The sequence below is a fragment of the Kitasatospora sp. NPDC048722 genome (genome assembly GCF_040650235.1).
GTDB lineage: Bacteria > Actinomycetota > Actinomycetes > Streptomycetales > Streptomycetaceae > Kitasatospora.
Genome location: NZ_JBEZGX010000185.1, coordinates 1 through 1,231, shown reverse-complemented (window position 1 = coordinate 1,231; position 1,231 = coordinate 1). Strand labels below are relative to the sequence as shown.

At 39.2% G+C, this 1,231-nt stretch carries 1 protein-coding gene; it reads left to right on the top strand.

Features of this window, described 5'->3' with window-relative positions; genetic code table 11:
• On the top strand, positions 1–1,231 hold a 1,231-nt coding region (locus AB0C76_RS41440), incomplete at both ends, for a DEAD/DEAH box helicase family protein (RefSeq protein WP_359975987.1).

Below are 1,231 nucleotides of genomic sequence, written 5' to 3'. Positions count from 1 at the left end.
GGAGGATTTATTTGGCATGCGACAGGTTCAGGAAAGACCATTACCAGTTTTGTCGCAACGAAATTATTAGCACAAAATGCGATCGGTGTCGATCGTACGGTCATGGTTGTTGATAGAACAGACTTAGATGCTCAAACGCAGGATGAGTTTACGAAGTTTGCCTCGGAATATCATACCGGACAAACGACCGGAAATTCGGTAGCCAATACTTTGATTGTTGGGATCAAAAATCAAAAACAGTTGGCTCGAAACCTCCTTTCATCAAAAAATAATAATACGATTTTAGTGACCACGATTCAAAAACTCTCTGCGGCTATGCGAAGTGCCCAACAAGAGAGTGAAGAAAAAGGCTCGAATCAATTTGAGAAGCTACGGCAAGAACATATTGTTTTTATTGTTGATGAGGCTCATCGTGCGGTTAGTGATGAGGAAATGAAGCGAATTAAGAAAATATTACCCAATTCAACCTGGTTTGGATTAACGGGGACGCCTATTTTTGAACAAAATAAAAAGCAAGAAAATGGAACCTTTGCCAGAACGACGAGCCAGCAATACGGGCCACTCCTTCACTCCTATACAACCAAAAACGCTATGGATGATGGCGCTGTTTTAGGCTTTCAAGTCGAGTATCATTCACTGATTTCAGAAGAGGATCAAGAGGTAATTGTCACCCAACTCAATAAAGGAAAGTTACCAGACGATGTCTTACAACAAGAAAAATTGTTGCCTACGGAACTTTATGAAACAGATGAACATATTCGTACCATGTTACAAAAAATCTTTAATCGGAGAAGTGTGGTCAAAAAGTTCAAGGTACAGAATGGTTTTCCTACGATGTCAGCCATTCTTACCACTCACTCGATTGCCCAAGCCAAACATATTTACCGGATTTTAAAGGAAATGAAAGATAATGGGACACTCTTGAATGGGCGACAATTTGATGAACGTCATCAACTGATTGATAAAGATTTCCCAAGAGTAGCTATTACCTTCTCAACCAATCCGGATCAATTAGAAAAAAATGAACAAGACGATGAATTAGTAGAGATCATGAAAGAGTATGCGAAACAGTTTGATGCTTCTCCTTATCAAGATGAGAAACTCTACAATCAAAATATTAATAAACGGTTGGCCCGTAAGGAAAAGCAATATCAATCGGATGGTCAGTGGCTAGATTTTGTCATTGTTGTCGATCGTTTATTGACAGGCTTTGATTCTCCAACGATTCAAA